Source organism: Paenibacillus sp. FSL M7-0656, assembly GCF_038003225.1.
Lineage (GTDB): Bacteria > Bacillota > Bacilli > Paenibacillales > Paenibacillaceae > Paenibacillus > Paenibacillus amylolyticus.
On the sequence record NZ_JBBOOT010000001.1, the window covers coordinates 3,897,513 to 3,924,109 of the forward strand.

Here is a 26,597-nt window from a genome sequence, read left to right on the forward strand (position 1 = left end):
CCACTTTATTTAATTACTATACCTGTATCGCTCTACCCCACCTCAGACGGACTCTTGCCCGTAAGCATTTTGAACACCTGGCTAAAATACGTTGCATTACGGAACCCCGTCATCTCGCTCACCTCATATACCATGTAATGTCCCGACTGCAACAGTTCCAACGCCCTCTGAATCCGGTACCCGTTCAAATAACTCACGAAATTCTCACCGGTCACCCTTTTGAACAGTTGACTCAGATACTTCGGATGTACAAACAGCCCCTTGGCGATCGCTTCAAAACTAATCTCTTCGGCGTAATGAAGCTCTACATACTGTTTCACCTGCTCGATAAGTTTATTGCTTTTCTTCTCGCCCATCTCCTTACGTATCTGTTCCAGCCAGTCGCAGATAATACGATCCATCCAGTTTACCAGATCATGCAACGCATATTTCGATTGAATTTCACGCAAAAAATCACTCATCGCCAGCGGCGGCGTTAACATAGGATGAAGTCGGTTCCAGCTATGCATCAACGTGTCGAACAGACTGACGGCCACAACCTGTACATCCTGTATCCCAACACATTTCCCCTCTTTCAGCAAAAGGCAAATATGATGCCATACCTCTTCGGCCAGGTCAGGTCGAATATCCGCCCAAGCCTCGTTCCATTGACGAAGCAATAATGAATAATCGGTCACACTTGGTTCTGTTTCCTCTGATGTTTCATAGTGGTAGATACGACTTCCACCTTGAAACTCTGCTTTTTCCACCGCTTCCCTGCTCTCGAGATAGGAATCTATCACCTCACATGGGTGACTCTTGGATCTTCCGATTCCAGCACTCACTTCAATTTTCAGATACGTAAAGATCTGATCGATCATCCTCTCCACGAATGGCAGGCATTCTTTCAGATGATCTTTATCTCCTAATAGAAGCAACACAAATACCTGATCCGAATAATCAACAATCTCTACCTGACCATTCATGCGCGCCGCGTGCTCCTTCACCGTCTCCTGAATAATATCGGCCGCCCCATAGCGGAGAAGCTGCCAATCCCGTTCTTTCATCCGTGTCAAAAATACGGGGCGATTCAGTTGCAGACTGATGGCGCGTGTCTGGGAGGACATATGAATGCCTATATAGTCCATGCGTTCTTTGGGCAGCTCGTCTGCCCGATATCGCGTAGTCAGCAGTTCGTGAAGAAATTGTTTGCGCAAATACGGAAGTACCCGTCCGACCTCCTGCTTGTATGTCCGCTCCAGCCGCTCATGCCGCTCTCGCACATCTTGTTCCAGTAGCACCTCCCGCAGCACAGACTCAATCTCCTCAACCTCTGCCGGCTTCAGCAAAAAGTGATTCACCCCCCAGCGCATGGCTGCCCGGGCGTTCTCGAATTCGTCATATCCACTAAGAATGATGATCGGCAAGTGGGGATGATCACGTCGCAACGTCTGTGTGATCTCAAGCCCGGTCATCCCCGGTAGATATACGTCAGTCATAACGACATCTGGATGCATACGGTGAAACAGCTCCAGCGCATCCAAGCCATTGGAAGCAGTGCCTGCAATGCTGAGGCCCAGAGAAGGCCAATCAATATGATCTGTTAATGCCTTTACAATATGAGGATCGTCATCAACAAGCATAATGGTCTTCATCATTTTTCACCGTCCAGCCATAGATTTAATTGCTCGTCGGTCTCAATACGCGGCAGCGTAATGGTCACTTCCACGCCACCTGACTCTCTATCGCTCAGTTGAACACCATACCTCTTCCCACAATAAAGCTGGATGCGCTGATGTACATTCCGTACGCCGATGCCACACGTCTCTTCGAGTTTCCACCCCTCCGGCAAACCCCGCCCATTATCCGTGATACGAATGACGATATCCTCATGCGGACCAACCTCTTCGTGCATATGCACCTGAATTCGAAGTGTGCCTTCTTCAGGGTGCCCGTGCATAACGGCATTTTCGATGAAGGGCTGCAAAATGATCTTGGGAATGTAACAACCGCGAATATGCGGATCGATCTGCTCCTGATATTGAATGGAGAACGGCAGCCGCTCTGACTGGATGTTAACGTAGCAACGGGCATGTTCCAACTCATCACGAACCCGTATAAACAGTCTCCCTCCACTCAGCCCGATCCGTAACAGCTTACTGAGTTGTACAATCATGCGACTGATATCCTTGGCTTCGTAATCAAGTGCGCGCCAGTGGATCATGTCGAGGGTATTGTATAGAAAATGGGGTTTGATCTGGGCCTCAAGCAAGCCCGTCTGGGCTTCACGCTTGGCCCGGCTCTCATCCTTCACCTGTTCCATCAGCGTCGTGAGCTGTGAAGCCATGTGATTAAAGCCATAAGCCAAATGGGCATATTCCTCCGTAAACGAAAGTTGGACCCGGGTATCGAAGTCCCCTTTCTCCAGTTGTCTCATTCGCTTGATTAATTGTCGCAAAGGTCCGATGATCTGCCTTACAAACAGGTACGCCAGCACAGCCGAGCATAATAGTCCCAGCACGGCGATGCCGAGGATCTGCCAGCCTGCTTGTCTGAGCGGAGATAACAGTGTATATACCGGAATAGTCTGTACGAGGCGCCACTGAAGCATGGCTGGCCTGGAGTACAGCACCAATTGAGCACCTCCAGGTTGGCCGGAAACTACTTCGTACCCGTCTGCACCATGCTGTACATGTTCCTGAATCCATGCACTATCTATAATAGAAGAAGATGAATTTACAGCTTCACCCGTTTCCTGTACTGTACTAGCTTCATTTCTTCGATCCGCCCGTTCATTCTCCCCTGTTGGATCAACTCTCCCCATCTGCATTACGACATTACCAGCCGTATCTACCAACAGGACTTTTCCATCAAGCACCATGGGTACATCGGCAAACCTGCGTACGATGTCCGCTCTACTCAGTCGAATGAGCACATAAGCAACCGTTCCACCACGACTGTCGAAAATCCGCTGGGCGTATCCGACCAAGGATTGGCCTGATTCGTTCTCACGCAGCGGAACCCAAGCCGCATCAGCCTTTTCCAGCGTAGCAAACCAAGAGTCGTGTGCGATGGTGTCCACCGGAAATATGCGATCAGCCATAGTCACTGTCACTTCATTAAAGGCATCCGTATACAGTTCAATGGAAGTGATGCCTTCACTCACGACCATGGTATGATCCAGAATTCGAGAGACCTCTCTCCGCTGGTGAATCTGTGCAAGCCTGCCCGTATCAGCCGTTTCGAGCAGACTGGACAGTTCCCGATTGCTTGCCAAAGCATAGGAAGTTCCGGTTACCCCTGTGATGAAATCAAATCCCCGACGTGTGCTTTCGTTCAGAAGAGCCAGGCGTGCTTTGCTAATCTCGGCAAATGTGACTGCTGAGAAAGACTGATATGCCAGCCAGACCACAACCGAGACGAGCAGGAGGTTAAACGCAATAAAGCAAGTCACCATCAACGTGGAGAGCTTGCTTTGTTGCAGCTTTTGATTAATAAATGAAGACCATCTTCCTTTCCTCATGGAAAAATCAACTCGTTTCGTCTTGGAATTACCCTTTGAGCCCAGAGGTCGCGATTCCTTCCACGAAGTACTTTTGACACACGATAAATACGATAAAACATGGCACCAGCGACAACACCGACATGGCAAACATCGGGCCCCAATCGGATTGAGAGCTGGAATCAAGGAACAGGCGCAGACCCAGCGGCACAGTGTATTTGCTAACGTCACTCAGGTAGATCAACTGACTGAAGAAGTCATCCCATGTCCACAAAAACGTAAAGATCATCGTAGTGACCAGTGCCGGAAAAGCAAGTGGGATGATGATTTTTGTGTATATTTTCACAGGACCGCATCCATCAATGGTAGCCGCCTCATCCAGCTCTTTGGGCAATCCCCGGAAGAACTGTACCATGAGAAAAATGAAGAAGGCGTCGGTCGCCAGCCATTTTGGCACCACAAGCGGCAGATACGTATTCACCCACTCCAGGTGGTTGAAGAGAATATACTGCGGGATCAGCGTCACATGATGGGGCAGCATGATCGTCATAAGCATCAGTCCGAAGCAGATGGCTTTGAAACGAAAATTTAGTCGGGCGAAGGCATATGCCGCCATAGAGCAGGAGATGACATTGCCCAGTACGGCGCCAAGCGACAGGATGACAGAGTTGGTCAGAAAGCGGGAGAACGGATTGCCCTGAATTCCCGACCAGCCATTCATGTAATTTTGCCAATTCCATTCCTGTGGCCAGAACCAGGTCTCTGTAAAGATCATATGTCCCGGTTTGAATGAGCTGCCCAGCATCCAGAGGATCGGGTAGAGCATGACAAAGGCGATGCCTGAGATCAACACATGTTTGCTGACGACCCATGCTGTAGAGTTCCGTTGTCCAATCATGATTTCCCACCATCCTCATAGTGCACCCACAGCTTGCTACTGCGGAATACGAGCAATGTAAATACGCCAATCAGGATGACCAGCACCCAGGCCATCGCAGAAGCATAGCCCATCTGAAAGAATGAAAATCCTTTTTTGTACAGATACAGAGAGTACATTAGGGTTGAGTTCACTGGCCCTCCGCTACCATTACTGATAACAAAAGCCTGCGTGAACGATTGAAAGGATGTAATCAGCTGCATGACAAGATTGAAGAAGATAACGGGTGACAGAATCGGCAACGTTATATAGAAGAATCTCCGCAAAGGACCTGCACCATCTACCGCTGAGGCTTCATCATATTCGGGTGGAATCTGCTTCAAACCTGCTAGGAAAATAATCATGGATGATCCAAACTGCCATACGGATAACAGCACGATGGAGTACAAAGCATATTTCGGATTCGCTACCCAATCGGGCGCTTTAATGCCTACCATGGCAAGCACACTATTGAGTAGCCCGTCTCCACCCAGCATTTTACGCCACAACATTGCAATCGCCACGCTACCTCCAAGCAATGTCGGGATGTAATACACCGTACGGTAAATGCCGAGTCCTCGAATCCCTTTGTTCAGCAACATCGCTACAAGCAGCGCGAAAATCAATTTGACCGGTACGGATACAGCGACATACGTGAAGGTGACTTTGAGCGACTGGGTGAACAGTTTATCCGATGTAAACATCGTGGTGTAGTTATCCAGACCGACCCAGGAAGGGGCGGCCAGGATACTGTAATCGGTGAACGAGATGTATAACGATACCAACATTGGACCTAGGGTAAGGAATAACAATCCGACAAGCCATGGGGCGAGAAACAGAAGTGCGGCTCCATTATGCGCATATCTCCGTTTGACCCGCCGGGTAGTTACACGCTCGATTCGGGCTTGACTGACCTGTGATGTCGTCATCTTCGCAACCTCCCCGCAGAATTAGAAGTGTGAGACAGTTTCAATCATTATTGACTCGATCCAAGCGTAGCCTTGGCTCCTTCAATAAACTGGGCAATGACATCTGGAGTATTACCTTGACCGAAGGCGATCTGCTCGCTTGCGCTCTTGAAACTTGTGTCCACTTCAGCAAATCCTTGCGGGTATGGCGGGTCAATCTCGCTGGAGTTCTTCGATACGGTGTCGATAAATTGGAAAATGGTTTGTTCCGCTTCCGGCAGCGTAGGCTGCATCTGTTCACGAATGCTTGAGTTAACCGGCACCCCACGCTCAGAACCAAGAATAGCGGTTGCTTCTGGATCATTGACCATGAAATCAATGAACATGGCAACTTCCTTTGGATGTTTGGTTTTGCCATAACCGGAGAGGAACTGGCCTGGTTTCAGATATTCACCGATTTGCTTTTCACCTACACCATGCGGAAGCACTTGTATGCCAAGCTTATGATCCTGGTTTTTGTTCACCTGCTGGAATGTCAGCAATTGATTGGACCATGCAAAGTCCATGGCGGCTGTGCCCAGTGAGATCGGTCGTGTCTCCAGCGCATTGGTTGTGGATGCCGTTATCTCCGCTGTAGTCACTCCACCATTCTCGCGTAGTGCGCTCCACATATCGAACCATTGTTGAAGCTCCTCGCTGGTAGCTGTCATTGTGCCACCATCAAACAATCCTTTCCCGGATTGCCGAATAAACACTTCAAACATGTTCGTTGTACCGGAAATGTCTGCCGATCCATAGAACCCCTCACCTTTGGCTGCGGCGATCTTGGTTGCAATATCCCCAAAATCCTTCCATGTCCAGCTCTCTTGTGGTTCTTCTATACCTAATTCCTGAAATACGGTGGCGTCATATATGACACCTGGTGCGTTTACTCCGAGGGTAATCGCATATAATTTATCGTCAATCGAACCGGCTGTAATCATGCTCTGATCATGATCCTCTGTCCGCAGCTCTTTGCTCTCTGCAAACGGAGTCAGGTCAAGCAAGGCACCACGCCGGGCAAAGTCAGTCAAAAAGGCGTAATCCATCTGGATGATATCTGGTGCATTTGAACCGGCTACCTGTGTAGTCAACTTGTCAAAGTAACCGTCCCAACCGGAATATTCAGGTTTAATGGTGATTCCCGGATGTTTCTCTTCAAACAATTGGATCACTTTGGTCGTCAGATCATGTCTGGTCTGTGATCCCCACCAGGTCATGCGCAGTTCAATCTTGCCTGATGAATCTCCTTCACTTCCACTTGCTTCCCCAGAAGAAGAAGATGTATCGGCGGCCCCTCCAGAACAGGCTGTAGCGAACAATAACAGGGACAGACAGAACAGGGTTACCCACTTTTTTGTAATCATCATAAATGAATTTCCTCCCCTTTTTGCATTTATGGAATCGCTTACAAAACCTATTGTATCGGTCTATTACTGTACATGACATAAACAAAAGTAAGCTTTCCTGTCAAAAAAGTAAGGAGTTACAGGAATCAAAAACCACCAGGAATGATATTCCCGGCGGTGATGATCCCGTCTCAAATATGATTACGGATATACAACCGTATTACGTGGAGCAGAAGACTGTTGTATAGAAACGATAGTATGAAAATCAGACCTCGGCGGTCTGTCAGGAATGTGAGACGGCAGGTGAAGACACGCTGTGTTCAGCCAGATGTTTCTTCATTTTTGCTACTTCAGTTCCTGCCAGCATCATAATGCCTATTCCGTGATTGTCATTGGTAACGGTACGCAAGTCCTGATCATAATACTCTGCCGTAAACGCATATCGTGATCCGCTACACACGCCATGCACACTCCCTTGACGATCAATGGCTTTGCAGATAAGTCCCTTCCAAGCCCGCTCGGCAGCTGTGACGTAAACTTCAGGGTCTTTGAACCAGCCAAAGCGTACACCTCTCGCAAAACCATAGGCAAACATCGCCGTGCAGGAGGCTTCTTCATACGTCTGCGGAACATTCAACACCTGATGCCACAACCCGCTTTCCCCTTGAAGCGCTACGTACCCCTCACACAGCTCATTGAAGAAATCTATTAAGGCTGGGCGCTCGGGATGCTCTGTTGGCAAAGCTTCCAATACCTCTGTCAAGGAAAACAGTGTCCAGCCATTTCCCCGTCCCCATGGAATCTGCGTTGCCTGTCCGTATTTGAAATCATACACATGGGACATGATCTTGAACTCAGGCATAAACAGATACTTCCGATACAGTGAAAATTGTCTGGCGGCTTCATCCAATGCGGTTGAGTTGCCTGTCACCCGTGCATAACGAACGAGAAACGGCGTGCTCATATAGAGGTCATCTGCCCACATGGTATTCTCGGCATACTCCCCTACACATGTGCGATAAAATGCACCATCCTCCTGCCGTTCCAGGCGGGAAAGCATGAAATCTGCAATCCGTTCAGCAATCGGAAGAAACGTTGGTTCATGACACTCGGAATACGCTTCTAGCATGGCCGAACCAAAAGAACCACAGTTATCCAGCATTTTCAGCATGACCAATTGTTGATTGATAGCCGGGAAACCATACTGCTCCCGATCCCATAAGGAGTACTCATACATCTGGGTACATGCCTGTACATGCTCAGCCGCATAACGTGTAATGTCCGGTCTTTGCAAATAACGCCCCGTCCGTAATAGACCATATACAGTGACACCCAATGGATAATCCCAGCGACCATAATTGGTCACACTGCCCACTGTCCATTTGTTGCTTAACATCGCGTTCTCATAATAAGGTCTGATCCAAGCATCCGGTCGATCTAAACGCCAGTACGTCTGTTCCAGCCCCGTTTGGTACACTAGGTCCGTTCGAGTCAGATCCGCCAAGTCCGGTCCAACCTCCGATTCAAAAGGTCCAACATATAACCAAGACTCTCCAGAAGCACCGTGCACACGCTGAGGAAGTTCCAATGAAAGTGGCTTACCCGACACGGTTGCGTTCAAATTAAAATGCCAAGGTTTTGCCGTATCATTGCATTCACTTCGGACAAGCAGGTCACTCCGCCCAAAAGAAGCTGGTACATCCACCTCGAACGGACCCGCTTCCTTCACTTGCGCCACAGGCTTGCCGCTAATCCATATACTTAGAGAACCGGAAGATTGACCTGACAATCGCACTGCATTCCCGGTTGAATCGTTATTGTTCAGGTGGGTCCAAGCATAAGCATGCTTACCAGCAAGATTTCCGAATATTCGCTCGAAAGCTGGCTTGGTTTTATCTTCATCAGACCAGCCTGTCTCAGGCAGCCAGTTCAAGCTGACGTCTGATTCTTTTCCAAGCAGGTCCGGTTGTTTACTTGTGGCTGGGTTCGGTTGGGAGAACACCCACCCCGCTTGCCCCTGTCTCTCCTGAAATGGAGCATATACATTCAAAATGCGCACTTTTCCTTCATCTGACCCAAATTGGCAGCCAAATCCGGCAGGGGTGTTTTTCATCTCCAGCCAAATGCTGTTCCAACCAGGCTTGATATCGATGCTGAGCTTCACCGTTGCGTCTGGACTAATCTCATCCATTACGGTAGAGCGATAGATCATCTGCTCATTGAAATAGAAACGAACAGGCCCATAACAGCGGACCAGTACATCCAGGTTTCGGTCCTCGTCCCCCCAAACCAATGCAGCTGCGTAGGATATATGGTCTTTAGGCGCATCAGGAAAGCGTTTACTTAAATTCAGATCATAAAGCCCTTTTTCATTTTGCAAAATACCAGACTTCTGGAATACCCGATATACAAAATCAGCCTGCGCATTGGCTCCAATATACCTCTCGGCCAGTACCTTCAGCACCTGATCCTGATCTTCTCCAAATCGGTAATACATGCTCTGCGGTTCACTGAAATAGGTCGTCATCGATGGCACACATCCTTCTCCCGTTGAAATAAAGTCTTATATCATAGCATTCATACCATCCACACTGGAGCACCAAACTAATATGCAGTAATAAAGTATAGCGCTTAACCTAGGTGGGTAATCCCCTTACCGGGAAATAGGTATGTCCCTTGGTTATCTTCTGAATACCGAATAATAATCCCAGTATAACTGACATGTTCGGTGGTGGCTACAGATTTTTGATTACGCTTACAAAAAATCAGAAGATTTGGTTTTTCCTTCGCCAATTACACCTTCATTGGGACATTAATTCAAAAAAACGGAAAATGTTACCGATATAGAAACTATATATGTTGAACTAATCATTTACACAGAAACGTAGAGGACAGAAAAAAACTGAAAAAGCGAAGCGTTCGCCTAAAAGATTTCTGAAAGAAAGCTGCATCGTAAGCATACGCTATCACCGGATTTTTCCCTTGAGAAAAGGGAATCAAAAAAATCTGGGGATAACAGCGATTGGAAGGTTATTCTGTCATCGGAGTGTACGTGTGAATATATCTTTAGTTCAACTTATATAGATTGAAAAATTCCACTTTTTGTATCGGGAAGGAAAGATGCACATTGAATACTCTTGAATCTCTGGTAAATGCTATGCCTTTTGTTAGCCAAATGTTCCGTGACGACATATCCATATCCATTAATGATCATGAGAAAGTATTGTATTTTTCCGAAGCAAAAAGTCTGGAGATTGGCGTAAAGGTTGGGGATGAGCTGCATGATGATTATAAACATTTCAAAATGCTGACTAACAGAGATTCCCGTACCGTGGCACGCATGCCTGGTGATCTGCAGGGCAGACCTTTTGATGCCATTCTAATCCCTATTAAAGAGAACGATCAGGTCGTGGGTATATTGGGTGTGAACTACGCACTGGATAGTCACATGACACTGGAAACGCTGATCCGTGAAAACGAAACAACCATTAATGCGCTCGTCGGCGGCATTCAGCAGATTGCTGCACATTCCGAAGAACTCTCTGCGACCTCGGAAGAGATTCTGCGCAATTCCAAAAAAGCTTCAGAGAACTCGGTCAGTGTAAGTAAAGTAACAAACGTCATTCGTGAAGTATCGGAACAAACCAATCTGCTTGGACTAAACGCCATGATAGAGGCAGCCCGTGTGGGCGATCAGGGGGCCGGATTCGGTGTGGTGGCCAGTGAAGTACGTAAACTGTCGGATCATACGAAACAAGCAGCAGCTGATATCGAATCGTCCCTAGGTAGCGTGCAAGATTCCATGAAACATATGGAGCAGGAGATCGGTCAGATTACAACCGCAACAGTGGATCAGGCCAAGCTTGTTACCGAGTTCATGGAAAGTATCGAACAGCTTAGTGAGACAAGCGCGAATCTGAAAAAGTTCGTACATCAGATGCTGGCGCTCGAATAACAATAGAGTTCCACAACAGAAAGAACAAACGATATGAAATGTACATAACAAATGATTTAGAATGTGAAAAGCCTCCGCTGACTTCCCTTTACAGGAAGTCAGCGGAGGCTTTGTTTCGTACTTGCGGTGATATCACCTTTACGGTTTATGCTCACACGGCTGTTATATCTCTACAGCGACGCCAAAATGGTCAGACACTACCCGTCCGTTTTTACCATTCAAGACCACGGTAGAAGATTTAGCCTGAATCGGACGATTGGAGAAAATATAGTCGATCCGAAGATCGCGTTTGTTATCTGCCCAGCCGGCAATGGCCTTCACCACGGTTGCTCCTTCATCCTTTTGCAATGCTGTGGTGTACAGGTCATTCCAGCCTTTATTCATCATATAATCATAGCCTTCACCACGCACTTCCGCGACATTATTGAAATCACCCATTATATATAACGGCTGGTCCATGTAGGGGGCAAGCTTGCTCTCCGTCAACTCCCACTGTCCCTTGAAAGGTTCCTGCGCATCATCCCACCAGTTATAATGTCCGTTCACAAACCAGGTTGCTTCACCTTGGACGACTGTCTGAATTCCCACAATCTTGCGTGTACGATAGTTGTTATAATCTCGCATGTGGGACACGTATTCCCCAAAAGCCTGCTTAATCGGCGTCCGGCTAAGGATCGCCAGTCCTTCATCGTATTTTTGGAACCCGACATGCGCGGGAATCCACGTCCAGTAATATTGTTCTGTCAGCTGCTGAAGCAGGACGTAGGCATAGTTGTCTTTTTTAATCACTGCATCGGGTTCAGTAGCATAATACATCTTCAGTTCTTCTTCAGAAAGCGCGACTTCCTGCATCGATTGGTTGACCTCCTGCATGGAGATCACATCGAATTGATGTGTATTAATAAAATCAGCCAGCTGACTGATCTTGTTCAGTTGATCCTCTTCCGCCCAAGCGTGTGTGTTTAACGTAAGTATTTTCATATGCTCTCTCCTGTTGTGTGTAATATGGCCGTTTCCCCGGCCTGCATCGTTCCTGAAAGGAATACATACCATAAGCATACACAATATGGTGCAATCATGCATTCCGTCCGCCAGCAGAACCGACGTGTTCATCCTGATTCCAGTTGGTCTAAAATAACTTCAAATTCTTCATAACCCATGCACGGATTGGCTCATAACTGATATGATGGATACAACAAATTTACAACATCACGTCATAGACGTGGTGATTACTGAACCTATGTTTACCCCAGGAGATGGAATGATGAACATACCGAATAACATGAGGATGGATGATGCGCAGTGGCAACAGTTGATCAGGCAGGTTGCAGAGCATTTTAATAACCTGACGATCATGCGCGGATTCCAATATTATAAACAGAAACGTGTCGGACCATTAACCTATTCCGAACAACAAGGGATCTCGGCCGTTGTACAAGGATCGGAAGAGTACGAGGTCACACTAAGCATGCAATCCCTGACTACAAGTCATTGTACCTGCCCGGTGAGTTCCGTATGCAAACATATGACGGCTGTATTAATGAGTTATGCCGAGCAACTGGAGCGACCTGTGCATGCGATTGTGAATGCGCACTCCAGTACTGCACTCAAACAAACGACCAAACCCGTCGGGGCCATGTCCGCAGGAATATCCAGCTATGCAGATGCCGATGAACAACAGGATATGGACATTCCGGACAACCAATACAGCCAGATCAAGGAACGTGCAACAGAGCTTGCTGATCTCGAAATCTCGGAATGGCACGAACTATTCCACTCATGTCTGAGACGGCTGGGTACTGGCACAGCAAGCACATCCTACGTACAGGAAGCAACGGACGAGCTGTATGCCATTAAACCAAGGCTGTCCGCTGCAATGGACCAACTTTTTGAACTACATGTGCAGCTGCACCTCATCCGATTCTGCGTGCCGCCGGCCCGTAACTCCATCACGCATACCCCCGTGTACTTGAGCTACCCTGCCCAGCTCGCGGTGGATGCACTTCAGAAAGACATTGAACGGATCTTTAACCATCCACTAGACCTGTCAGGTCTAAAGGGAAACAAGCTTGAACAACTTTGGAACAGACTGTCTGAAACCTCAGCTTATTTACGTAAACAGATGATGCCTGAGACAGCCAGCATGATGTTCTTCACTCCGATCTATCGACAACTGTGGTTGAACTGGATCGTACCTGAGCTGCAAGGGTCGCGGGACATGTTAGTGTCGGAACAGGCCATCTTAGATGATATAGAACGCAATATAACCGCCGCTTCGTCACCTTCCCAGTCAGGTGGGAGTGTCTTGGGTAGCGCTCAAAATAATGAAAGTAGTAGTGATAGACCAGGCAAAGCCGTAACACTGTCTTTACCACTCATACTCGCGCAGAGCTGGATGCACTTCCATCTGGGGCAGGATGATCAGGCATGGCAGCGACTCATCCATGGAAGCTCGGCCTACGGCTTCCCGCCAGAACAACTGTTGCATTTTCTCCATGTACTCGCAGATTCGGCTGAATGGAAGCGACTTGGGGATTGGTTGGTACAACTTGGCCCCCTTCTGGCGAATCGGCGTAATACACCTTTGAATGATTACATGCATCTATGGGATACGGCCATTCAACATCTGCCCGATGCAGAGAACCGTATGTGGGACACGCTTGTCAGTATGCTTCCCCACTCCCGCCCCGCCTACGAGGATGCTATGCATTCGCGTGGACAGTGGCGCAGATGGATTGATTTTCAGCTGAGTACGGGAACGGAACCTCTCGAATTCCGCGTAGTGATGCTGCAACCAATCGAAAAAGATGCACCTGAGTTGCTGCTTCCCTTCTATCATCAGGCAGTGGAGCGTTATATCGGACACAAAAACAGGGACGGATACAAAGCAGCCGTGAAGCTGCTGAAACGTCTGTCCAAAATCTATAAAAAAATGAAGCAAGAAGCGCACTGGGAGCAATTCATCACCACACTCGCTGTTCGTAACAGTCGACTGCGCGCCCTGCAGGAAGAGCTTCGGAAAGGTAAACTGATCTCATGAGCTTAATTCATCCTTACACTGAAACGATTGAGGTTCACGTCGCTTTAACCGGATATGGTGATGCTTTGTTTTACGGAGCACTCAACACACACCACTTTGTACCGGGACAGTCACTTAAGCAGCGATTGTTCGCTTGGCATGCACCTTCCTTCTACGGGACCGAACTGGAAGTTCGGCAGATTGAGGAGATTGAGCTGGTTGTTCTGCCTGCGGAAGAAGTGATTCCCTTTTTTGCCGAGATGCATACGCTGCTTCATATTGAATGGAAGTGGGACGAGCAAGCGGAACATCTGATTCGACTAGCTCCAGCACTGGCATCCTCCATAGAGAAACGAAAATACCTACCTAGCTTCGAGGCATACCGTGCAGGACAGCTTCAGTGGACCTGGGACCCGGATAGCTTGAAAAAGCAGGAGCGGGCATCGCTTACCAAAGCGATTCAGCAAACGGACGAGAGTTATGCCGAAGGACTTGGGGCGGCCTATTCCGCCTTTGTATTCCAGCGCTGGTACAGTTCGGAAGAAGCTGCAACGGATCTTCGGCGTGAATTCCCGCAGTTGTTCCCAGAGCGCGGCACTCTACCCAAGACAGCCGGGATGGATGCTCAGTCCTGGCTCGTATCCATTGGCTGGAAAGCAGATGCCGCACCATTCAGACCCATGCTGCAATTGCAGGAGCCGGACGAGGATGAGCCATCTTGGCGGCTGCGATTGGTGTTGCAGAACAAGCTGGATGCCGCTCTATTGGTGCCCGTCATGCTGGATTCACGGGGCAGACTTGAAGGGGAATGGCCAGAGGTATGGACACCGTTCATTCTGGATCGCTCCGCCGGATGGCTGGATCAGCTGCGTGCACATCTGCCGCGTCTTGGAAGCTCCATTAGTGGTAGGCGGGATGTGCTGAGTGATCCTTTGGGAGATCAGGAAGCCTGGCAGTTCCTGACGCAGGATAGCGGCAGGTTGCTCGCAGCGGGCTGGCAAGTTCTGCTGCCTGGTTGGTGGGAAGCAGCCCGTAAGAAGAAACCAAAGCTGCGTGCTAAGGTGCAGCCGGAGGAAGGCAGTGAACGGGGACAGTCTTTCTTTGGACTGGACTCGATTATTCATTTTGACTGGCGAATTGCGATTGGTGACACCGATCTCAGCGAAGATGAGTTCGCCGACCTTGTTGCCCGTAATGAACGACTGGTTCGCTTCCGTGGAGAATGGGTTCCTCTCGACCCCGATCTGCTGGAACAGATACGTCGTGCCATGGGCGGTGTAGATCGTGAACAAGGACTCTCATTCCAGGATATTCTGCACCTGCATCTGCTGCACAATGAGCAACGGGAATATCGCAACCAGAAATGGAAGGAAGGACAACAAACCGAGGAAGAGCAGCAACCACAGGATGATCAGAACATTCGGCTGGAAGTAGAACTGAATGAGCACCTGAACCGGGTTATTGCACAACTCGGGGGCGGACAAGGCGGCGCACCTTCCCTGCCCATTCCGACAGGGCTTCATGCCGAGCTGCGATCGTATCAGAAGGAAGGTTTTGCATGGCTTGGTTTCCTGCGCAGATTCGGACTTGGGGCATGTCTTGCCGATGATATGGGTCTCGGGAAAACCATTCAGTTCATCACGTATCTGTTACACATCAAGGATCATGAACCACGTAAGCCGGGACAAGCCCCGGTACTTCTGATCTGCCCAACCTCCGTACTGGGCAACTGGCAAAAGGAAATTAGCCGCTTCGCACCCTCCATTAATGTCAGTCTGCATTATGGCGCACGCCGATTAAGTGGAGAAGAATTCCGGGAGCAGACCGAGCAGGTGGATATTATTATCACGTCCTTTGCTACGGCTACACTGGATCAAGAGATGTTACAAACCTACACCTGGGCATGCATCTGTCTCGATGAAGCGCAGAATATCAAAAACGCCCAGACCAAACAGTCCTTAGCGGTCCGCAGTTTCCCGGCGAAACACCGCATTGCCATGACAGGTACGCCGATCGAGAATAGGTTGTCCGAGCTGTGGTCGATCTATGACTTTATCAATCCAGGATATCTGGGCAACGCCCGGGCATTCCAGACTCGCTTCATCAGTGCCATTGAAAAAGATAAAGATGAGCAGCGCATGCAGGATCTACAGCAATTGGTGAAACCATTCATGTTGCGCCGCAAGAAAAAAGATCCCAATATCCAGCTTGATCTGCCGGACAAAAACGAGATGAAGACTTACATTCACCTTACGGGCGAACAAAGTGCATTGTATGACCAGTCCGTACAGGCCCTGATGGATAAAATGAAAGAGCTGGAAGGCATCAAGCGCAAAGGTGCCATTCTATCGGCGTTAACCCAGCTCAAGCAGCTGTGTGACCACCCTCTGCTGTTGACCAAAGAGGCTTTGCCTGAGGAACTGCCTGAAGACGGCGCATTAACATCTTCTTATGACGTGTACAGTCCGCAAGATATGGCGATGCTGATCAGCCGCTCTGCAAAGCTGGAACGACTGATGGAACTTGTCCGCGAATTACGGGACGAGGGCGAGCGATGCCTGATTTTCACCCAATATATCGGTATGGGACAGATGCTGCAACAGGTACTGCGTCAGGAGTTGCAGGAGCCTGTGCTGTATCTGCACGGGGGTACCTCCAAAACGGCACGAGATCGTATGATTGAGGAATTCCAATCCCGTACATTGTCTGAGGATAAGCAACCGTCCGTCTTCATTCTGTCCATCAAGGCAGGCGGTGTGGGGTTGAATCTGACCGCAGCCAATCATGTGTTCCATTTTGACCGCTGGTGGAACCCTGCTGTTGAGAATCAAGCCACCGACCGGGCTTACCGGATGGGTCAGACCAAAGATGTTCAGGTGCATAAGTTCATCTCTCTTGGCACATTGGAGGAGCGGATCGACGAGATGTTGGAGAGCAAACAGCAGCTCAGCGATAACATCATCACAAGCTCTGAGAACTGGATTACCGAATTGTCGACGGACGAGTTGCAGGATCTGTTCACTCGGCGTCGTGACTGGTCGGGCTAACTTGGATTAGATGGTATATATCATAAAAAAAGAGAAACACAAAAAGAGCGAAGTTTCGGAATTTGAATTCCGACTTCGCTCTTTTTGTATTGTTGCAGCAGTTAATCATCCGTTCTTAACGCATGTTACCGATGATGGAAGATCTTGAATCCTGCATTTTTTTGACAAAGTTTGTCATGACATCAAACGCTTCATTGCGCTTGTTGGACATGGACTGCAGACGAAGCATGTCCATCTGTTGGGAATTGCCCGCTGCATCAATTTGGCCTTTCAGCTTTTGAACAGCTGCTTCATCCCCGTTTTGCTGGGCTACCTGCAATTGAGAGTTCAACTCCGCGATCTGTTGATTACGGTTCTGTACTTCCTGGATTTGCGTTTGCAATTGCGCATCCAGCAATTTGGCGCGTTCGCTCTGAACCATCATCAAAGCCGTTTCGATATCCATACTGCTAATGTTGATAGGTGTTACGCCAGAGATGTTGGAGACTGAAACTGTGCTCGCTGAAGCTGAAGAGACGATGGATACTGCAGCAACAGCAGCAACCACTGTTGAAGCGAAAAATTTGCCTGAACGTTTCATGAATGTTCCTCCAAGTATATATGTAATTTGTACCAGTTTTTTGTTGGCATCTTCCGCCATTCTAAATCAAAAGAACTAGTTGTACAATCAAATTAACTTCAAATTTGAATTAATTTCGTTTCCCCTTACACACGCCTACCTCCGCTTACAATTTGAGTAAATTAAGCAGGGCATAATAAGTAAAAGTGCATTCTTACAGGCATATTTACTACGACTAGATTGTTCTTTACTCCTACGCTTGAAAGTCACATTGGAGATCGACGATACGCTCATGATTTTACTTTAGAAAATGGTTATGTTATATTTAATAATATATTTTACACAATTTAATTTTGTGATATTTATTATAAATTTATGTTATATATTTTACGGGAGGTTTTAATATGAAAAAGATACTGGTTGTTCTAACAAATGTAGATAAGTACGCAACAAAGGACGAGCCTACTGGCTTGTGGCTGAGCGAAGCAACTCATTTTATTGAAGAGTTTGACCATAATGACAATGTTCAGATCGATCTGGTTAGCCCTAAAGGCGGGAACGTACCTCTTGATCCGAAAAGTCTGGGCGACTCTCTGGATGAGAGCACCAAAGCCTATTTCGAGAACGAAATGTTCATGAACCAATTGAAAAATACGTTGAAACCTAGCGAAGTAAACGCGAGTGACTACGATGCAATCTACTTCACAGGAGGTCACGGTACAATGTGGGATTTCCCGGACAATGCCGAACTTCAAGAGCTTTCTCGTGATATCTATGAAAAAGGTGGCGTTGTATCCGGCGTGTGCCACGGGGTTACAGCCCTGTTGAATGTGAAGCTGTCCAACGGCCTGCTTTTGATCAACGACAAAACCGTTTCCGGCTTCACGAATGAAGAAGAAACATTGGCTCAACAAACCGAGTATGTTCCTTTCCTGCTGGAAGATGCTTTGAGAGAACGCGCTGCACAATATGATAAAGCTGCTGCCTTCAGTTCCTATATCACAACAGATGGCCGCGTGGTCACAGGACAGAATCCGCAATCTAGCAAAGCTGTAGCTGAAAGTGTTAAACAACTGCTGGGTCTGTAAAATAAACCGATCGATCCCTCTCCTCCCCCAGGAGATCATATAGATGTACAAAGCAAAACAGCACGTGATCCGTCATGACCTGACAGAACACATGCTGTTTTTTTCTAGTGATTTGTCGAAGCAGAAGCTTCCATTGCTGTTCCTCCAGCCAAACGCTTCACGATATAAGGCACGGTCACCGACGTCAGGATCACGGCAAACGCAATCTGAGCGATAGCTGTGTCTACATATGGCGCATACGCCGGATTGAACCCGGCAGCCATCGAAGGCACCACCATGGACAATCCAGCAACCGAACATGTCGCAGCCGCTGCGTAACCTGGTCGTCTTAATATCGTTCGATCGATTCCAATGAGCGGCAACATGCAGATCAGCAAAAATAACACGGTGACCAGCAAGCCGGACAGACTGGACTGAAATGCAATACGCAGATCAATATTGGACCCAAAGCTGGTACCTAGAAAAGGCAGCAGAATCAGTGTTCCCGGAGCAAACATCTTCTGTATGTTTCTGTCCAGGTTACCAAGCAGTATTCCGATGAAGAAAGGCACTAGCGTAGCAAGTACACTAAGATAATCGATATCGACGCCGCTTGCCGAATTCAATATCATAACCGGAATAACCGGAACGGCGATCAGATTCAGAATGCCAAACGCAGCACGGTCCACATCATCTCCATATGTGTTCATCAAGGCCAGATATAATCCCGGATTACAGCTGGTCAGAACGGCAATGAAGGCTACCGCAGACACTCCCCCGACCCCACTTATGCCAAAAAAGTGTACAAACCCCCAGCCGAACAGGCAGCTGATGAGGATGCGTGAAATACAGAGCACCCCTGCTCTCTTCAAGGTCACCAGAAGCTGTGACAAGTTGAGCTGTGTTCCTGATATCAGTAAAATCATACCGATCAGCACCATGGTACCTTTTGAAGTGAATAGCGCTGTTGTTGGATCCCCGATCTGAAAAAACGATGGAAACACCGTGTTGATCACCGCGGCGGCCAGCATAGGAACAATCAGCAAGCCGCCGGGTATTTTTTTGATACGACCCAGGATGTTCATGGTGCGTTACAGTTCTGCTCCGTTGGTACGAATCACATTCTGATACCAAAAGAAGGAATCCTTACGATATCTTTTCAGCGTACCATTGCCATAGTCGTCCTGATCGACGTAGATAAATCCGTACCGTTTGCTCATCTCGGAGGTCCCTGAACTGATCATGTCGATTGGTCCCCACATCGTGTATCCCAACACCTCGACCCCATCCGCAATGGCGAGTCCCATCTGTTCGATATGTTTGCTCAGGAAATCAATCCGGTAAGGATCGTTGATCGTTCCGTCCTCATTCAGTTTGTCGTAGAAGCCTGAGCTGTTCTCCAGAATAAAGACAGGTTTTTGATACCGATCATAGACGAGATTAAGCGTATACCGCAGGCCAATCGGATCAATCTGCCACCCCCACTCGTTAGCGGGCAGATGCGGGTTTTTATATACGCTGTGTACATTACCTGCCGTTAGTTCGAGCTGCTCCGTATCACTGCTGGAAATCATCGAGTTGTAATACGACATCCCCACGAAATCAGCCGTGTGTGCACTAATGCTATCCAGATCGCCGTCCTCGATATTCAGCTGGATCTCCTTGTTTTTGAAATACGTTTTACTATAGTAAGGGTACTCGCCTTTATTGAGCACATCGAGATAGAACTGATTTTTCATCTGATCATCCTGTTGCATCTGGAGTGCGTCCTCCGGCTTGCAAGTGTAAGGATACGTTGTAAAATAAGCCACCATACTTCCGATCTGGTTATTCGGATCAATCTCATGTGCCATCTTGGTTGCTCTGGACGCAGCTACAAATTGATGATGCAGCCCCTGGAACAGCATTTCTTCATAATTTGGAGCATCATAATCAATGATTCCCAGCGTTTTGGCCGATGCTTTCACGCTCATGTTGATCTCGTTGAATGTCACCCAATATTTCACTTTGCCCTTGTAGCGATTGAACAGCACATCACAATAGTTCACATACAGATCGATCAATTTGCGGTTATACCATCCTCCGAACTTGTCCATCAGTACAATTGGTGTATCAAAGTGACTGATAGTGATCAGGGGCTCCATACCGTGTTTAAGACATTCATCAATAACCTGATCATAGAACTCTAGTGCCTTTTCGTTCGGAGCGGCATTGTCGCCACCCGGAAATACTCTGGCCCATGAAATGGAATAACGGAATACTTTGAAGCCCATTTCAGCAAACAAGGCGATATCCTCACGGAAGTTATGATAAAAATCGATTCCCCGGCGCTTCGGATATTTCACAGTATCCGGGTCATTCCTGGCCTCTTCAATCATCTCCCAATTCACTCTGATCTGCTTGGTCACTTTGCGGTCGTTCTTCTCGTTAAATTTCATCACTTCAGGGATGGTCAGACTCTTGCCGTCCACATTATAAGCTCCCTCGGCCTGACAGGCAGACAGTGCACCGCCCCATAAAAAATCTTTTGGAAAATTGGAATTTGTCATTTTAGTTTCCTCCTGTTATTACGTGTTATTAAGACCATCTAGCTTGTAACTTGTAGCTTAATGAAAAGATGAGCAGTTCTTACGGAATCAGCTTGATCAAAGGTTCACTCTCCCGGATCGGGCCGCTGGTCGCTGTAGTCAGCACATCTCCGTACTGTTGCATGTTGGTTACCACAATCGATGTAATCGTGTTATATCCTGCTGACGTAATGCCTTCTGGATCAAACTCCACTAATAAATCCCCAGCCGTGATTGTCTGTCCCTGTTCGATATGGGCGTTAAAATATTTCCCTTTCAGACTGACGGTATCCACTCCGATATGAATCAGGATCTCGACACCATTCGCAGCTTTCAATCCGATAGCATGTTTGGTGCGATAAAGCGCTTCGACTACCCCGTCAAATGGAGCATATACCTTGCCATCTGTCGGAACGATTGCAATGCCTTTACCCATCAATTCTTGGGCAAACGCTTGATCCTCCACTTCAGAGATCGGTTTGATCTCCCCTGTCATTGGACTAACGATAAGCATGTCAGAAGACGTGGATGTCAGTGATGATACGGACGCTGTAGTTGCCTCTGTGGCAACGGCTGTCTGATTGCTATTTACTTTATTCGTAGCTTGTTGCTTCGATTTATTTCCATCTGTATCTTCCTTGATGCCCGCCAACAGCGTGAACACAAACCCGAGTACAACTGCGGCAACACAACCAATAACGACATACATGTAACGATCCGATGAATACGTGCCAATTGCCAATACACCTGGAAGTGAAATTGCATTCGCTGTTGTATGCACCAAGCTGTAGAATCCACCAACTAATCCTCCTGCCAGACAACCTGCGAAAAACGGACGTTTGTATTTCAGCGTTACACCATAGATCGCCGGCTCGGTAATCCCGAATAAAGCGGTGAATCCACTCGAAGCAGCCGCTGATTTCATCGTTTTACTCTTCGTTAGGACAAATACACCGAAGGCCGCTCCAGCCTGAGCCAAATTCGCCGCTAGTGCCGTTGGTAACAACACGGTTGCGCCCAGTGTAGCCACTTGTTGAACCTGAATCGGCATGATGGCATAGTGCATACCGAACATAACCATGATCGGTTTGAAAAATCCAAGAATCGCACCAGCAAGAACACCTGCAGTGGAGAACAATGAGTTAATGCCATTCGTCAACCAGTCACCGATATATGAACCTACTGGGCCAAGCACGATCAGTTCCACTGGAATCATAATGAACAAAACAATCATTGGGGTAAGCAGGACCTGTAGAAACTTGGGAATCACTCGATTGACGATCGGATACACATAACTCATAATCCATACCGCCAAAATGATTGGAATGACGGAAGAAGAATATTTCATCAACAGAATCGGCATGCCGAGAAAATCAATACTGTTTACACCCGTCTCAGCAATCTGAGCCGCAGCGTTCAAAATGGTTGGATGCATTAGTCCCGCAGCAAGAGCTACCGCCAAATAGGGATTGGTTTTGAAACGGTTTGCTGCACTGACAGCCAGGAAGAATGGCATGAAGTAGAAAATGCAGTCCCCGATCATGTTAATGATCGTCAGGAAACCGGAGCCTTCCAGGTAACCCATGGCAGTTATAACGGTAGCCAAACATTTGATCATCCCACAACCAACAAGTGCTGGCAGAACAGGCGTGAATATACCTGCGATGGTTTCAAGCACTACGTTGACGGGGTTACGTCTCTTTTTCGGTCCACTATCTGTAGACTCCGTAAGCTCTCCAATCTTGTCAGAAGTTAGATTCTTCACTTCACTATATACCGCGTCTACTTTGGCACCGATAACAACCTGGACCTGTCCACCGGAATTTTGTGCCTTGAGCACGCCTTCGAGCTGATCCAGCGCCTTGAGGTCTGCTTTGTTATCATCCTTCAAAACGAATCTCAAACGGGTTGCACAGTGTGTCAGACCCGATATATTTTGCTCGCCGCCAACGAGATCAAGTACGTTTTTAGCCAAGTCTTTGTTGTTCATGACCCTTCTCCTCTACATGAATAAATTGGATATATAAAAAATGACCAAGCCGGGGAATCGTCATTCCCTACGCTTGGTCATGCCTGATCGAATCAGTAACAGTCCAATATGGATTATTCGGTTAGTTCATTCCGTTGGTTCATTTGAGATCAATCGTTGGATATGCAGAATCAGATATAATTTTTCATCATCCGAACAGGTCCAGCCGTAATTATTTTTCAGGAAATCAGCAATCTTCTCCACACAAGCCAGTTCTTTCGGAAACTTCTCCTTCACCATCAGGAACAGCGATTCATTCTCATCCTTGAGGGACTTACCGCTCATCTGCCTCATAATGAAATACCGGATATGTGTGGCAAAGCGCATGAAATGGATGGAATCCTCCTGAAAGTCAATTTTGAGGGCATATTTGATCACGGACAGGATCTCTCCCGTAACTGTAGTCACCTTGGTGGTATCCGTCATCTCTCCCGATCCAACCTGTGCATTAACAAAATGCAGAGCAATCAATGTTGTTTCGGCTGCTGGCAGAGCGATATCCATTTTTTCCTGAATCAGCTTCAGCGCAGCCTCCCCCACCCGGGTCTCGTCCGGATAGAGTGTCCGCACTTCCCATTCCAGCGGGTTTTTGATACGGATACCTTCTCTGGTTCGGGTTAATGCAAAACTGATATGGTCGGACAGGGTGAGAAGCAGATTCGGGTTAAATGTTTTATTCAGGATCTGACTGCCCAGCTTGATGACTTCCTCCGCGAGATAAATATCCTCAATCGGAATACTGTTCAGCAGATCATACATACGGATATTTTTTGGTGCTACAAATATTTTTTCCACCAAGTCCGTCTCCGTCAGCTCGTAAGGCGTTTTCAGAAATCCTACACCCTTGCCTACGACAAAAACCTCTTCGTTATGTTCATTAATAGCGATGGCTACGTTATTGTTTACTTTCTTGATAACCTTCAATGTTCTCACCCCCCAACAAAAATAAAAAAAGACCGAAAGCGATTACAGTAAAGCAATCGAATTCGGTCATGCCTGGTTTCCCCAGTAACAGTCCGTGTTATGAATATAAGTTTATTATAATGCTGTTTTCGAGAAAGTCAATCATCCAATCTTAGGGAAAAATCAACCTCTCTTATCATTGAAGGGAACGCAGAGACCCGATACGTCAGATATAACAATGCCCTTTTTTAAAACTATAAAAAGAAAATGTGACCATATGCCCTACTCGCCAGTCTAATTCATATAAAAACCAGCCAAGTGCTGGCTTCATCCCTCCAATACGAAAGGAGCTGTTATCCATGGGTTCAACCGATCTCGTTAACCAGGCCATCCAAGGAGATCGTGAAGCCTTTATCCGGCTTATTCGAGACATTGAAAACTCTTTGTACAATACGGCAAAGTCCATGCTGAGAAAAGAGGAGGACGTGGCCGATGCCATTCAGGAGACAATCCTGAACGCATACAAATCGGTGCATACACTCCGGGAAGCCCGGTATTTCAAAACCTGGCTGTTTCGTATCCTCATCAATGAATGCAACACGATGCTGTCCCGCCGCTCTCTCTCCACCGCTTATGCGGAAGTACCTTCAGAAAAGCGGGAGCATTCCAGTCCCTACGATGAGGTCGATATGCGAGAAGCGGTAGACCATCTGGAGGAATCGAAACGAATTGTTGTCGTTTTGCATTATTTTGAAGACCTGTCCCTCCGTCAAGTCGCCGATGCCCTGAATATTTCCGAAAGTGCAGTGAAAATGAGACTTACTCGGGCAAGGCAGGAGTTATATCAGAAATTCAAAAATTTTCGGGAGGTAAACTTACATGTCAAACCCGTTTAATATCGATCAGGAATTAAAGAACCAAGCGAAGGAGCGTCCCCTGATGTCTGAACTTGTTCGTAACCGGATTGATGCCACACTGGAATCTCTGCCGGTGTCGCCAGACACATTGAAAACGGAACAGACTTTGCGCTCCAGTCGCCAGAACAAGCGATGGCACAGGGCTGCAGCTGCGACGATCGCAGCCGGAGTATTGGGCGTGACCGTATTTGCATCCGGCTTTGTATCACCGGCCATGGCTGCCTCCTTGCGCAATATTCCAATCGTGGGCAGCCTCTTCAGCTCGATAGAAGCCGATATGGGTCTGCGAACGGCGGGCAACGAAGGCTTGACTACCCCTGTTAACAGCAAGGTCGCTTACCAGGATGTGAAGCTCGAAGTGCTTGAAGCGGTATATGATGGTACACGTGCTGCGTTTCTGGTTCATTTCACTGCGCCTAATCTGAATCATGGCGAATATGACAATGGCAAGGACATCGTGAAACTGAGCAGCGGAATTGAGGATGTCTTTTTAAAAGTCGACGGGACCTGTCCGAATAGCGGACTGTTCTATAGTTCGGTAGGAGAAACGCAGCCAGATACACTGCTCTTTGAGCAGGTCATTTCCTCCGATCAGGGAACGGCACATTGGCCGGATCAGTTCGACGCCAAAGTTCAATTGACATTGCAGGGTATTGATCATGAGTTCGAGCTGACGGTTCCATTTACCAAATCAACAGATAACATTCATCGGGTTCTGCCTAACACAGCCATGACCAACGATCTGTATACGGCCGCTGTTACGGAAGCTGTGGTTACCCCTGTCACCACTCGTCTAACTACTGTTATCAGTTTGAATGATAAGAATACTCTTACGGCAAAGGAGCAGGAAAAGCTGAGTCACATCGGATTTGCCGTCTATGATGATCAGGGGCGGCAACTGACCTCACTTAGCGGCGAAGGCATCTTTGAGGGAAACCAAATAACATTCGAGCGCATGTATGCTACGACTTCCAAAGATGTGAAATACCTGATTGTGAAACCTTTCGAGATCAAGGATGACTTCGCCGAAGAGGTTAAAGATACACAATTCATCAAGGGAATGGAAATGAAGATTCAGCTTCAATAGCCTAATATCATTGCCTTATCGAAGGAGCCATTCCATGTCCATCCAATATTCAATCTCATCTCCCATCGTACTTGGCCCATTATTCGTTCTGGTCCTGCTCGCCCTGATGCTCCATGCCAGGGTGAGCAAAACCAGGTACACGGTCAGACAGTATGTGTCGATGCTCGCATTTGCCATATATATGTTGGGCGTTATGCATTTTGTATTTTTCCCTATCAACGTGAACATCGGAATCTATGCCAATCAAACGCCATGGTATCAAAGCATTCAATGGATTCCGCTCCTGACAGCGGATGCACCAAGCTTTCTCCTAAACATTGTGCTGTTTATGCCACTGGGGTTCATGCTTCCTTTCATAAAGCCTTGGATTCATTCGATGCGTACAGCAGCATCAGCAGGATTAGCCCTAAGTTTCCTCATTGAAATTACACAGCTCCTGCTCCGAATAACCTTGGGCAACGGTCGCAGCACCGATCTGAACGATATAATAGCCAATACAACAGGAAGTGTACTTGGTTTTATCATCCTGAATCTGTTCACCAAAAGTTCCATCGGCCAGCGACTAATGGCACTATGGGAGTCACCACAGGGAGTATCATCCAAAAATATGCAGTAAAATGAATATGAGCATGCATAACGCCCCTTGAAGGCAAAACATGGTCCATACACAAGATGAAAAAAGTCGAGTGCTATGGTACAATGAAGGAATTGTGTATTCAGAGACAGACATGTGGATAAAGGCCATGAACGAAGG

General features: G+C 47.6%; 19 protein-coding genes. 7 read left to right on the plus strand and 12 right to left on the minus strand.

Annotated features, from left to right (window positions below):
- Positions 1 to 32: 32 nt before the first annotated feature.
- The 6 genes from MHI01_RS17320 to MHI01_RS17345 form a co-directional block, all read right to left on the minus strand.
- Positions 33 to 1,637, minus strand: a complete 1,605-nt coding sequence (locus MHI01_RS17320; RefSeq protein WP_340983711.1) for a response regulator — start codon at positions 1,635 to 1,637, stop codon at positions 33 to 35.
- The gene (locus tag MHI01_RS17325) at positions 1,634 to 3,502 is read right to left on the minus strand and encodes a cache domain-containing sensor histidine kinase (protein WP_340983712.1); all 1,869 of its coding nucleotides are present in this window, start codon (positions 3,500 to 3,502) and stop codon (positions 1,634 to 1,636) included. Before MHI01_RS17325 ends, MHI01_RS17320 begins: the two co-directional genes overlap by 4 nt.
- 28 nt (positions 3,503 to 3,530) lie before the next feature.
- Positions 3,531 to 4,379 (minus strand): carbohydrate ABC transporter permease, encoded by an 849-nt coding sequence (locus MHI01_RS17330; protein WP_036616400.1) that lies wholly within the window; start codon positions 4,377 to 4,379, stop codon positions 3,531 to 3,533.
- On the minus strand, positions 4,376 to 5,326 hold the full coding sequence (locus MHI01_RS17335) for a carbohydrate ABC transporter permease (RefSeq protein ID WP_036616398.1): 951 nt from the start codon (positions 5,324 to 5,326) through the stop codon (positions 4,376 to 4,378). The genes MHI01_RS17330 and MHI01_RS17335 overlap by 4 nt, the downstream gene beginning before the upstream one ends.
- Positions 5,327 to 5,373: 47 nt before the next feature.
- Positions 5,374 to 6,714, minus strand: coding sequence for an ABC transporter substrate-binding protein (locus tag MHI01_RS17340; protein WP_315371281.1), 1,341 nt, complete (start codon positions 6,712 to 6,714; stop codon positions 5,374 to 5,376).
- 262 nt (positions 6,715 to 6,976) lie between these two features.
- A complete protein-coding gene (locus MHI01_RS17345) occupies positions 6,977 to 9,220 on the minus strand; it encodes a glycoside hydrolase family 88/105 protein (RefSeq protein WP_340984870.1) in 2,244 nt (747 codons plus the stop codon).
- A 600-nt stretch (positions 9,221 to 9,820) separates the two neighbouring features.
- Here MHI01_RS17345 and MHI01_RS17350 point away from each other — a divergent pair.
- Positions 9,821 to 10,648 (plus strand): methyl-accepting chemotaxis protein, encoded by an 828-nt coding sequence (locus MHI01_RS17350; RefSeq protein WP_017691152.1) that lies wholly within the window; start codon positions 9,821 to 9,823, stop codon positions 10,646 to 10,648.
- Positions 10,649 to 10,810: 162 nt separating this feature from the next.
- Here MHI01_RS17350 and MHI01_RS17355 read toward each other — a convergent pair whose 3' ends face one another.
- On the minus strand, positions 10,811 to 11,629 hold the full coding sequence (locus MHI01_RS17355; RefSeq protein WP_340983714.1) for an endonuclease/exonuclease/phosphatase family protein: 819 nt from the start codon (positions 11,627 to 11,629) through the stop codon (positions 10,811 to 10,813).
- Between the two features lie 283 nt (positions 11,630 to 11,912).
- On the opposite strand from MHI01_RS17355, the gene MHI01_RS17360 reads away from it, so the two are divergent.
- Both MHI01_RS17360 and MHI01_RS17365 read left to right on the plus strand, forming a co-directional pair.
- Positions 11,913 to 13,688 carry an SWIM zinc finger family protein gene (locus MHI01_RS17360; protein ID WP_340983715.1) on the plus strand — a complete coding sequence of 592 codons (1,776 nt, stop codon included), beginning with the start codon at positions 11,913 to 11,915 and terminating at the stop codon, positions 13,686 to 13,688.
- 5 nt (positions 13,689 to 13,693) lie between these two features.
- Complete coding sequence (locus MHI01_RS17365) at positions 13,694 to 16,714, plus strand: DEAD/DEAH box helicase (protein ID WP_340984872.1); 3,021 nt, start codon at positions 13,694 to 13,696, stop codon at positions 16,712 to 16,714.
- Positions 16,715 to 16,829: 115 nt separating this feature from the next.
- Here MHI01_RS17365 and MHI01_RS17370 read toward each other — a convergent pair whose 3' ends face one another.
- Positions 16,830 to 17,294 carry a hypothetical protein gene (locus MHI01_RS17370; RefSeq protein ID WP_340018930.1) on the minus strand — a complete coding sequence of 155 codons (465 nt, stop codon included), beginning with the start codon at positions 17,292 to 17,294 and terminating at the stop codon, positions 16,830 to 16,832.
- 383 nt (positions 17,295 to 17,677) lie between these two features.
- On the opposite strand from MHI01_RS17370, the gene MHI01_RS17375 reads away from it, so the two are divergent.
- Entirely contained in the window at positions 17,678 to 18,361 is a 684-nt protein-coding gene (locus MHI01_RS17375; protein ID WP_036674651.1) for a type 1 glutamine amidotransferase domain-containing protein, read from the plus strand.
- A 104-nt stretch (positions 18,362 to 18,465) separates the two neighbouring features.
- On the opposite strand, the gene MHI01_RS17380 is transcribed toward MHI01_RS17375, so the two are convergent.
- The 4 genes from MHI01_RS17380 to MHI01_RS17395 all read right to left on the minus strand — a co-directional run bounded on the left by MHI01_RS17380 (position 18,466) and on the right by MHI01_RS17395 (position 23,860).
- Positions 18,466 to 19,425, minus strand: coding sequence for a 2-keto-3-deoxygluconate permease (locus MHI01_RS17380; RefSeq protein WP_340983717.1), 960 nt, complete (start codon positions 19,423 to 19,425; stop codon positions 18,466 to 18,468).
- A gap of 6 nt (positions 19,426 to 19,431) precedes the next feature.
- Positions 19,432 to 20,889 (minus strand): glycoside hydrolase family 1 protein, encoded by a 1,458-nt coding sequence (locus MHI01_RS17385; protein ID WP_340983719.1) that lies wholly within the window; start codon positions 20,887 to 20,889, stop codon positions 19,432 to 19,434.
- Between the two features lie 79 nt (positions 20,890 to 20,968).
- Positions 20,969 to 22,897: a beta-glucoside-specific PTS transporter subunit IIABC gene (locus MHI01_RS17390; RefSeq protein WP_340983721.1), complete on the minus strand. Its 1,929-nt coding sequence runs from the start codon at positions 22,895 to 22,897 to the stop codon at positions 20,969 to 20,971.
- 126 nt (positions 22,898 to 23,023) lie between these two features.
- Positions 23,024 to 23,860, minus strand: a complete 837-nt coding sequence (locus MHI01_RS17395; RefSeq protein ID WP_340983722.1) for a PRD domain-containing protein — start codon at positions 23,858 to 23,860, stop codon at positions 23,024 to 23,026.
- Between the two features lie 338 nt (positions 23,861 to 24,198).
- Here MHI01_RS17395 and MHI01_RS17400 point away from each other — a divergent pair, with 338 nt between their 5' ends.
- Genes MHI01_RS17400 through MHI01_RS17410 form a run of 3 tightly spaced genes read left to right on the plus strand, consistent with a single transcriptional unit; the run spans position 24,199 to position 26,459 of the window.
- Positions 24,199 to 24,735 carry a sigma-70 family RNA polymerase sigma factor gene (locus MHI01_RS17400; protein WP_340983723.1) on the plus strand — a complete coding sequence of 179 codons (537 nt, stop codon included), beginning with the start codon at positions 24,199 to 24,201 and terminating at the stop codon, positions 24,733 to 24,735.
- Entirely contained in the window at positions 24,719 to 25,843 is a 1,125-nt protein-coding gene (locus tag MHI01_RS17405) for a DUF4179 domain-containing protein (protein ID WP_340983724.1), read from the plus strand. The genes MHI01_RS17400 and MHI01_RS17405 overlap by 17 nt, the downstream gene beginning before the upstream one ends.
- Before the next feature lie 34 nt (positions 25,844 to 25,877).
- The gene (locus MHI01_RS17410) at positions 25,878 to 26,459 is read left to right on the plus strand and encodes a VanZ family protein (protein WP_340983726.1); all 582 of its coding nucleotides are present in this window, start codon (positions 25,878 to 25,880) and stop codon (positions 26,457 to 26,459) included.
- Positions 26,460 to 26,597: the final 138 nt, after the last annotated feature.

Bases quoted from the DNA above. Each gene is read 5' to 3' on its own strand.
- MHI01_RS17320 (WP_340983711.1), bottom strand. From the start codon at position 1,637: ATGATGAAGACCATTATGCTTGTTGATGACGATCCTCATATTGTAAAG.
- MHI01_RS17325 (WP_340983712.1), bottom strand. From the start codon at position 3,502: ATGAGGAAAGGAAGATGGTCTTCATTTATTAATCAAAAGCTGCAACAA.
- MHI01_RS17330 (WP_036616400.1), bottom strand. From the start codon at position 4,379: ATGATTGGACAACGGAACTCTACAGCATGGGTCGTCAGCAAACATGTG.
- MHI01_RS17335 (WP_036616398.1), bottom strand. From the start codon at position 5,326: ATGACGACATCACAGGTCAGTCAAGCCCGAATCGAGCGTGTAACTACC.
- MHI01_RS17340 (WP_315371281.1), bottom strand. From the start codon at position 6,714: ATGATGATTACAAAAAAGTGGGTAACCCTGTTCTGTCTGTCCCTGTTA.
- MHI01_RS17345 (WP_340984870.1), bottom strand. From the start codon at position 9,220: ATGACGACCTATTTCAGTGAACCGCAGAGCATGTATTACCGATTTGGA.
- MHI01_RS17355 (WP_340983714.1), bottom strand. From the start codon at position 11,629: ATGAAAATACTTACGTTAAACACACACGCTTGGGCGGAAGAGGATCAA.
- MHI01_RS17360 (WP_340983715.1), top strand. From the start codon at position 11,913: ATGAACATACCGAATAACATGAGGATGGATGATGCGCAGTGGCAACAG.
- MHI01_RS17370 (WP_340018930.1), bottom strand. From the start codon at position 17,294: ATGAAACGTTCAGGCAAATTTTTCGCTTCAACAGTGGTTGCTGCTGTT.
- MHI01_RS17375 (WP_036674651.1), top strand. From the start codon at position 17,678: ATGAAAAAGATACTGGTTGTTCTAACAAATGTAGATAAGTACGCAACA.
- MHI01_RS17380 (WP_340983717.1), bottom strand. From the start codon at position 19,425: ATGAACATCCTGGGTCGTATCAAAAAAATACCCGGCGGCTTGCTGATT.
- MHI01_RS17385 (WP_340983719.1), bottom strand. From the start codon at position 20,889: ATGACAAATTCCAATTTTCCAAAAGATTTTTTATGGGGCGGTGCACTG.
- MHI01_RS17390 (WP_340983721.1), bottom strand. From the start codon at position 22,897: ATGAACAACAAAGACTTGGCTAAAAACGTACTTGATCTCGTTGGCGGC.
- MHI01_RS17400 (WP_340983723.1), top strand. From the start codon at position 24,199: ATGGGTTCAACCGATCTCGTTAACCAGGCCATCCAAGGAGATCGTGAA.
- MHI01_RS17405 (WP_340983724.1), top strand. From the start codon at position 24,719: ATGTCAAACCCGTTTAATATCGATCAGGAATTAAAGAACCAAGCGAAG.
- MHI01_RS17410 (WP_340983726.1), top strand. From the start codon at position 25,878: ATGTCCATCCAATATTCAATCTCATCTCCCATCGTACTTGGCCCATTA.